The organism is Alkalihalophilus marmarensis DSM 21297, from assembly GCF_000474275.2.
GTDB lineage: Bacteria > Bacillota > Bacilli > Bacillales > Bacillaceae_D > Alkalihalophilus > Alkalihalophilus marmarensis.
Genome location: NZ_ATAE01000079.1, coordinates 1 through 8,593 on the forward strand (window position 1 = coordinate 1; position 8,593 = coordinate 8,593).

Annotated in this window: 5 protein-coding genes and 1 pseudogene; all 6 read right to left on the reverse strand. The window is 38.1% G+C overall.

From position 1 onward, the window contains the following. Positions 1-747 precede the first annotated feature (747 nt). Entirely contained in the window at positions 748-927 is a 180-nt protein-coding gene (locus A33I_RS19405) for a hypothetical protein (RefSeq protein ID WP_022629975.1), read from the reverse strand. Next, positions 921-1,121: a hypothetical protein gene (locus A33I_RS19410; protein WP_022629976.1), complete on the reverse strand. Its 201-nt coding sequence runs from the start codon at positions 1,119-1,121 to the stop codon at positions 921-923. The genes A33I_RS19405 and A33I_RS19410 overlap by 7 nt, the downstream gene beginning before the upstream one ends. 211 nt (positions 1,122-1,332) lie before the next feature. After that, positions 1,333-1,869 carry a GNAT family N-acetyltransferase gene (locus tag A33I_RS19415; protein ID WP_022629977.1) on the reverse strand — a complete coding sequence of 179 codons (537 nt, stop codon included), beginning with the start codon at positions 1,867-1,869 and terminating at the stop codon, positions 1,333-1,335. A 336-nt stretch (positions 1,870-2,205) separates the two neighbouring features. Next, positions 2,206-4,748: pseudogene (ppsA, locus tag A33I_RS19420) on the reverse strand (phosphoenolpyruvate synthase). A 144-nt stretch (positions 4,749-4,892) separates the two neighbouring features. Further along, a complete protein-coding gene (gene helD, locus A33I_RS19425; RefSeq protein WP_022629979.1) occupies positions 4,893-7,229 on the reverse strand; it encodes an RNA polymerase recycling motor HelD in 2,337 nt (778 codons plus the stop codon). Between the two features lie 608 nt (positions 7,230-7,837). Beyond that, the gene (locus A33I_RS19430; RefSeq protein ID WP_022629980.1) at positions 7,838-8,272 is read right to left on the reverse strand and encodes a hypothetical protein; all 435 of its coding nucleotides are present in this window, start codon (positions 8,270-8,272) and stop codon (positions 7,838-7,840) included. Positions 8,273-8,593: the final 321 nt, after the last annotated feature.

Consider the following 8,593-nt stretch of genomic DNA (forward strand, 5'->3'; position numbering starts at 1 on the left):
TGTATATTTCCCTTGTTCTTTTGCGATCTCAATCCCTTAAAATGTACAAAAAAATGCGTCCCTGCTTGTTGCAGAAACGCACCCGTTAGTTGAAGAGAATTTCTTCACAAAGTTAGCGCTAAATAGATGTTAGTTTGCTGCACAGTATCGTTGTACTGCGCAACAACTAAATCTGTTGTTCTTCATTTTATTAAACATAAGCTTCCGTTAGTAGAAAGACTATTTTTCAGAATTTTCTTCCTCATTCTTTCCTTTTAGGGATAGCCTCAGGAAAATGCAGATTTACAACGTTAAGGAAATTTCAATATTAAAAAGCCTAATTTGGCTTTGCGGCATTTGAGCGACTGGATGCGAAACTAATTATTCCAGAGTCTATCAAACTACTTCAGTTAGCTTAATAAAAAAAGCGGGCGGGAGAAGACGTTAATGTCCACACTCCTACCCGCTTCTTTTTTAGTTTTCATCCTTTGTAGGTCTCCCATTCTTAAAAGCTGCGTTGCCAGTTAGGTTTCAAAGTAAGAATTTCCTAGAGGCTTGAACTCCCCCCGATAAATCCTAACCTTAAAAGGAAGCATCTGAAATCGTACTTCTCATTCTCGCTTTTCCTCGGTGTGGATGCCACTCGGTTCCGCTCGATTGTCATTTTGCATAAGGATTCAATGAACTTCGTGTAATGGGCCACCTCCTCACCATCCTCTGTATATGGAAACCATGGGAACCGAACTTTTACATCGTTTTCGATAACCCTCAAGTCCATGGTGCCGATGGCCTTGCTGATGAGTTCGCCTTTGCGTTTACAATCTTGTGTAGGTTCTCGATGGCCTTCTCTGTGAACATTTCTATTGGCATTGCTACTTCGATTCCGTCAAAGGCATTCTCTCCGTAGTTTGTGAGCATAAACTCTTGTGCTTCGAGCACCGTTACCATTTTGTCCACTTCTGCGGGGTCATGCTGTCATTTAGAATAACCGCTCCCTCCCGGTCAACCACCAAGTCTCCAATTTCGTAAGCACATGTTGGAACACCTTTGTATTTGGGTATGGTGTTTAAGAACTCACTGATTCCCTGCACCAGATCCTTTCTTCGCTGTCCTTTGACTTCACAAGTGATTTTAAATTCCATTCTTTATCATCCTTTCGTTTTTTTGGTTACACCATATATCACTCTGAAGCCACAGAATAGCAAGTTATTTGTGTACGGAAAAAGAGACCATCGAATGATGATCTCCTCTCCCACTCATGCGCCCTTTGCGGAATATTGGTAAATGCAAAAATACAACCTAAAATATTTTTGCATTTACCAGATAGTTAATAACTGATATTTATAATCCCTTTTATTCAAAAAACACACTTGGATATTCAACAACCCCTGAAACTTTATTGAGAGCATTCTCACTTAGTTCTAGTGCCATAAATGCTTCATCTGGAACTTCAAAGGGTGCTTTTATCCCCCATAAGGATGCTATTTTGAAGCCGAATTTCGGATAATATTCTGGATGTCCCAAGACAACAACTGATTTGTATCCAAGTTCTTTTGCTTCTTTCAAAGCTACGTTAATTAATAGTCCTCCTATACCTTTGTTTTGATACTCTGGTAGGACAGACACAGGTGCAAGGGCAAGTGATTCTGCCATTTGATTATTGTTACTAATTTTTATTTTAGATAAAAGAATATGTCCCAAAATTTTGTTACTGTTTGTATCTGTTGCCACTAATGACAATCTCGGAATGAACTCGTTGGATTTTCTGATTCGATTTACCAATTCATGCTCTTTTTTATCACTGTGTTCAGCATCTGCAAATGCAGCTTTTACAACACTTTCAGTTAATTCGTAATCCTCTATTTGTTCTTGTCTTATTTTCAAGTTCATATTAGACAACTCCTATTCCAATAAACAAGTATAACATCCCTTAAATTAAATCATATTTTCCCTCTACTATACCAATCTGTCCCGATTTAAGCATAAATCTTATTCAATTACTGCGCCCTTTAACAGAAGACTCGATTTCTAGATAATCTAAAAAGACATTAATATCAATCTTCTGTTACTGCCCCTCGTATATTTCCTAGTGACTGGGTTCTTACAATAGACCGTAAGCACCTTGATGTCAATGATTCTCCTTATTCAAATGCACTTCTTTTATGATTTAAATGTAGTCAATTATAGTATTTCGATATACCCATCTGTTCCATGTACGCGTATTCGTTATCCATCTTTTATAAGTTTGGTAGCATGATCCACTCCGACAACGGCGGGTAAGCCATATTCACGTGCGATAACGGCTCCATGGGTCATCAGTCCACCAACTTCGGTGACGAGGCATTTTATGGATACAAATAATGGTGTCCAGCCAGGATCTGTAAAGGAGGTAACTAATATATCTCCCTCTTCTAGATTAGCGTCTTTCATATTTAAAATGACACGTGCTCGTCCCTCTATCACTCCAGATGAAACAGGTAGGCCTACAATCGCTTCAGCAGGGAGATTTTCTCGTTTATACTTACCCATAATGATTTCACCATCAGAGGTGATCACACGTGGGGGAGTTAGTTTTTCATATAATGTGTACTCGTCTTTACGTTTGTTAATGATCTGGTAATCAAGGTTATTTGTGCGTACAACTTCGCGAAGTTCTTCAAAATCAAGATAATATATATCTTCTTTTTCATGAATAACGCATGTCTGTACAAGTTGTTCGGCTTCTTTCAATAAAGCCTGTTTATAAACAAAATAGCGATTAACCATGCCGTATTTTGGGTATTCCCTAAACCCACTGAAATTCCGAATTAGGTCAATCATTCGTTTTGTTTCTTTGACTTTTTGTTCACCATCTGGTAATTGCTTTACTCGATTTAATATCTCTTGTTCTTTTTCCAAAGCTTCCTGTCGTCCTTGTTCAAATTTCCGATTACTTGAACCAGGCTCAGATTCTTTTATGTGATTGAGAATCATGGGAACAAGAGTAGTTGGTTTTTCACACCAACGAGTTTTTGTTATATCGATTTCAGCCGCACATCTCATGCCATATTTGTTGAGATAAGCTATTATTGCGTTTTGGGATTCCTGTCCACCCTCAAACTTAACCAATTCATCCAAAAAGTTATCATCTTTTACATGCTTTAAATAATTAATTACTTCTGGATAAGGTCGAATTACATCTGCAACATCCAACAGCTCCAGACCCATTTCTGAAGTGATATTGTTGGGTACAGATTGAGAAAGCGTATCTGCTACGTTTTTTTCACCCAACCACTCTTTCATTTTTTCATTGATCCAAGTTGATGCGTCCATTGCAGCTAAAATCACACCTAAACCATGGGGGTTAAATAGAATCTTCGTTAATTGCTGGATATCTTCTAGAATAAAATCAAATAAATCTGTTCCTGATTTCGTTTGGATGTTATGTTTTAACTCTTCTATTGATGTTTGACTACTCTTAATCAAATCAGTGACGATTGCGGGATCGTGTTCGATTTGTGCTTGATTATCTGAAGACTGCATCCCGGTGTTGCTTTTACTTATTTCTTTTTTATCATTTGGTAACACCTTTATAAAGTCTCCACGCTCTATAATGGTCATCAGTGCATCTTTTATGAGAGGATCGGATTCACCCAAGGTATTTAAATATACTTCCCTTTCTGGAGATGACAATTGATGTGTTACATCAACAAACAATCTTCCACCAGCTTTTCGCATAGGTGCAGGAGTCGTATAGAGGAAAAGTTTCATAGGTTCGGTCATCATTTGTTGATGACTAACAGATACATAGACGTGATTGTCTTGATCATTCGCTTTAGGTGTGGGGTATAAAGTAGTGATTGGCCGACTCTGGACGATATAAAATATATCATCTACCAAACACCATTCGATATCTTGTGGGAAACCAAAATAAGCTTCGATCTGTCTTCCGATACGTGCCAGTTGTAAAATCTGCTGGTCAGTAAGTGTTTGTATTTTTTGCTGATCTGGATCAATCGGTAGTATCTCTGTTCCACCATCCTTTAGTCCATAGATAGCCAATTTCTTGGCTGCTATCATCTTATCGACTATTTTATCTTCCTGTACTTTATAATTATCGGCAGATACCAAGCCAGAGACCAGTGCTTCTCCAAGTCCATAACTGGCATCGATCGTTAATAACTTTCGATTAGAAGTAATCGGATCAGCGGTAAATAAAATCCCTGAAGCCTGTGGAAAAGCCATCCTTTGAACGACAACTGATAAATAAATTTGTCTGTGGTCAAATCCATTTTGCATACGGTAGATTACTGCACGATCCGTAAATAGGGAAGCCCAACATTTGCTGATATGCTGCAAGATGGCTTCTTTTCCGATGATATTTAAATAGGTATCTTGTTGACCAGCAAAAGAGGCATGTGGCAAATCTTCAGCAGTCGCACTAGAACGCACTGCAAAAGCATCTTCGCCAAAATGGGAGAGATAGTCAGCAACTGCGTAGGTAACATCTGAAGGAATTTCTACTTCCATAATGATTTGTCGAATTTCCCTACTGATTTCACCAATTTGATCTAGATCTTCTACTTTTAGCAATGCTAGTTGATCCAACAATGCTTGAATCTTTTCGTTTTGATCGATGGCTTTCTTATATCCCACTGTTGTAACACAAAATCCTTCGGGTACTTGTATTCCTTGAATTTTGATAATTCCGCTAAATTTAACCCTTTCCCACCAACGAGCATAAGCTGTGTTTTATCCATTTCCTGAAAACCGAGAACCAATGACCTCATTCTGCATCTCCCCTAACCATAATGTTCTTTCAGGAGTTTCATTTGACCGCTCATCAAATTCTCCCTCTTTGCCAATCACTATACTCTAATAATCTGAGTTACTAATATTTAAGTACGGTTATTCATCTTAATCATCCATTTAAGTCAAGCTTGGATGAAACCTTCTGGCAAGACATTTTGTAATAATGGGCTCGGTTCACCTACGCTGTAAAGCAGCAAATAATGCATCGCTCTTGTGCAGGCAGTGTAGAAAACTCTGCGTAAACTCTCATCACCATATACATGCTTTGATGCATCATAAATGATGACGGCATCGAATTCGATTCCCTTGGACAAATACGAGGGTACAACAACAACACCTTGCTCATATTCAATCGAGTTGCTCTTTATAAGTTTAATATCATCAATACCAGTTAGAGATTCATATGCACGTGCACTTTCCTCAGCAGATTTGCATATGATCGCAATGCTATTCATGCCTTGACTTCGAAATTCTGCAACTTTAGCTGTAATGCATCTGTGCAGTTCTACGTGATCTGTCACTTGTTTCAGCACAGGTTTCTCACCTTCGCGTTCAAATGGAACAATCTTATCTCCATTTGGAACGAGTCTTCTCGTAAATTCAATAATCGGTTTCGTAGAACGGTAACTTCGTGTGATATTGATCAATTCCGTTTCTTCTGATCCGAAAAGGCATGTTAGTGTGTTGAAATCAACTCTTTCACTAGCATGGGCGAATATCGCCTGATTAAAGTCGCCAAGTACTGTCATCCTTGCCGCCGGAAACAAACGTCTCAAAAACTCAAATTGAAATGGTGAATAATCCTGAGCCTCATCAACAACGATCTGTTTGATCGAGCTGTTCGTCTGAAAGCCTTGTATCAGCTCTTTCAATAGTAAAAATGGGGTTGCATCCTCATAAAATAATTTATTTTCATCCAGCATTTCCAGCGTCGCTTGGCAAATATCCATCCACTGTACTGGTGTTTCCCCTTCAATCCAACGTTTTATTTGCCCGGGATCTACAAAAAGTTGCTTGTAAATCACCTTAAAATCAATGAAACGAAACGCTCGGATTCGTTTTCGTAACGGCTTCAATTTTTGGTGAACAATCAATTGGGCAAGTGCTTTTGGTTCCATCTCATAGTCAGCAATTGCTTCTCTTTTATATCCTCGTTTTTCTGCTAAGAAACGATGCGCCTTATGGTATTCATCGTTGCTAAGCAGCTCGATTTCCTCCTGTACCCAAGACTTTTTCCATTCGACCCTTTGGACCTCTTTTATTTCTTTAACTAGCCAATCCTGCAATTTTTCAAGTCTATTATGAAATCGGAGTGAAGTGTCTTGAGTGTAAAAACGTTCTGCTATTTGTTGAGCAGTTACAAATAGCTTCCCTCTGAAAATAATGTCCTTAAACTGCATACCTGATAATTCCAGTGACTGTCTATATGATTGGATCGCCTCAAAAAAACGGATAGAAGCTTTAAAACGGGTACTTTCAAGTCTTGATCTGTATGAAGGAGTATTCACCTGAGTTAAAACATACTCCAATTGCTCGTATGGATTTTCAACTTGAAACTCTTTACTTAGACGATGATCCAAGTATTCCTGAAATGTGACCTGTTGCATATTCTCTTCACCAAGTTCTGGCAACACATTGGACACGTAATTGCTAAACATTGAATTAGGTGAAAAAAGAATGATTTGATCAGCATTAAGCCGATCTCGATATTTGTAGAGCAAATAAGCAATTCGCTGCAGGGCGGCTGATGTTTTGCCACTGCCTGCTGCACCGTGAACAATCAAAAGCCTCCCACGGTCATGACGAATAATCCTGTTTTGCTCCTGTTGAATGGTCGCTACAATATTGTGCATTTGTTTGTCGGTACCTTTGCCCAGAACCTCTTGCAAAATCTCGTCTCCAATGGTTAGACTAGTATCGAACATGGATTGAAGAACGCCATCGCGAATAAGATATTGCCACTTTTTCTCCAATTTGCCTTCGATTGTGCCTCCAGGTGTTCCATACTTGGCCGGACCAGGCTGGTAATCGTAGTAGACACTTGAGACCGGAGCCCTCCAGTCATAGATCAGGAAATTTTCTCCACTACGATCCTTAAGCGAGGAAATACCAATATAGAATTGTTCCTCAGTTGAATCTCCTTCTTCGACAAAATCGATTCGACCAAAATAAGGAACCTCCTCCATTCTCCTTAGTGTTGATAAGCGTTTTGAGGCATGTCTATGAGTGCTTTGGCTAACAGACAGAGCTTGAGCTTCTTGGCGCAAGCCGATAACGGTCTCGAGGTAATCATCAAAGGTATCCGTATTCACCTTGACTTCATCCCAAAAGTGCTTGCGGATCTGTACCACTTCTTGCTTACGCCTGGAAGTTTCTTCTTCCAATCTGTTAACTTCCTCCGTGATTGTTTTCATTACACTTTCTACTCGCTTTTGCTCCTGCTGAAGTTTCAAATTCAAGGCAAGCACTCCTCGTAAAAAAATTTGATAAAAGGGTTGACTAATATACCGATGATGTTGTATATTTATAATAGGTATATTAGACAAAAAAATAAACTAATTAACATATACTTATATAAGTTACCATAGAACCTCTTTCTTTTCAATATATTTTGAGTCGAATTCGTATGATTAAAGGTTCATGACCCTTTCTATTTTTAAAAATAATGGCTTCAAGGCTTTATCAGTCATGTCTAAACCTCATTAAAATCAAAACCACCCGTGATCACGGGTGGTTTTTTCTGTGGCTAGAAGCCTTTGTTACTGGCCAGACCTCAAAGGTCTTTCTTCTTTATTTTTTCTTTCTCTTACTTATTTTTTTCTCCTGTAAAAAGGTTGTTGCTCCACAATATGGCCCGATTGTTGAATACATACCTCCGATAAATAATAATACCTCTTTAATAAAGCACATTCTTTCATAAACGTAATAATTTGCTGCGTAGTATACGTCTACTACGTATAAGAAATGATCACTTACTTTTTAAACTAACCTGCTCCGTTAGTCAAAAAACGTCCCTGTTGCTGTTCTAAAACGCTCCTGTTATTTTGTTAACTATCTGCAAGGTTATTTAAATAAAATTAGTGAGCACAAATCCCATGAAGAAAGCAAGCAGCGGAAAAGCTAATACTATATTTGCTAAACCCTGCTTCGTAGATCTTTTTTTCACCATTTTACTCACTACCAAATCAATCAAGCTAATGACTATCGCAAATGAAAGGATAATTACGATGTTGATCTCGATCATGAAAATATGTTTAAGTACGAAAGAATAGATCCCGTAGATGGACATGGAAAGCGGAAGGTACGTTTTTACCTGGTGCTTCGTTTCAAAACCTTCCAAAAATGAACCTGTTATGATGGAAAAAATGATAAAAATGGTTCCAAAAGAAAACGATAGGATATTGAAGAAATCACCACTCAGTAAATCTCCCTTCAATAATAGAAAAGCCCACATGGCAATAGAGCCAATAAACAAAGATCGAAAAATTCTACTTGAACTCATTAAGCATCATCTCCACATGTTAAGTTTAGAATTCATCTAAGATGATCAATGCCATACGCAATGAATCAATTATAAGAATGAAACCGTCATTGAGTTTCTTACTTATATTAATATAAATTACTATCTTCCTTACCTTGTTGAAGGAACGCTACCCGTTACTTTAAGAAGTAAAAATCATTTAGCAGGCATTGAAAAAGTTATAATACTACTATTGCCTTGTTCTATTTTCGAATAAATTTCATTAATTATTTCTTTCGCCCTGTCATTTGTGTCATATTTCCCTAATACTTTACTCCAATAAACGAAAAAGCTTCTGCTAAC

What these genes read in the sequence shown, in the direction of transcription:
- A33I_RS19415 (WP_022629977.1), bottom strand. Translation starts at nt 1,869, where the DNA reads ATGAACTTGAAAATAAGACAAGAACAAATAGAGGATTACGAATTAACT.
- A33I_RS19430 (WP_022629980.1), bottom strand. Translation starts at nt 8,272, where the DNA reads ATGAGTTCAAGTAGAATTTTTCGATCTTTGTTTATTGGCTCTATTGCC.
- A33I_RS19410 (WP_022629976.1), bottom strand. Translation starts at nt 1,121, where the DNA reads ATGGAATTTAAAATCACTTGTGAAGTCAAAGGACAGCGAAGAAAGGAT.
- A33I_RS19405 (WP_022629975.1), bottom strand. Translation starts at nt 927, where the DNA reads ATGGTAACGGTGCTCGAAGCACAAGAGTTTATGCTCACAAACTACGGA.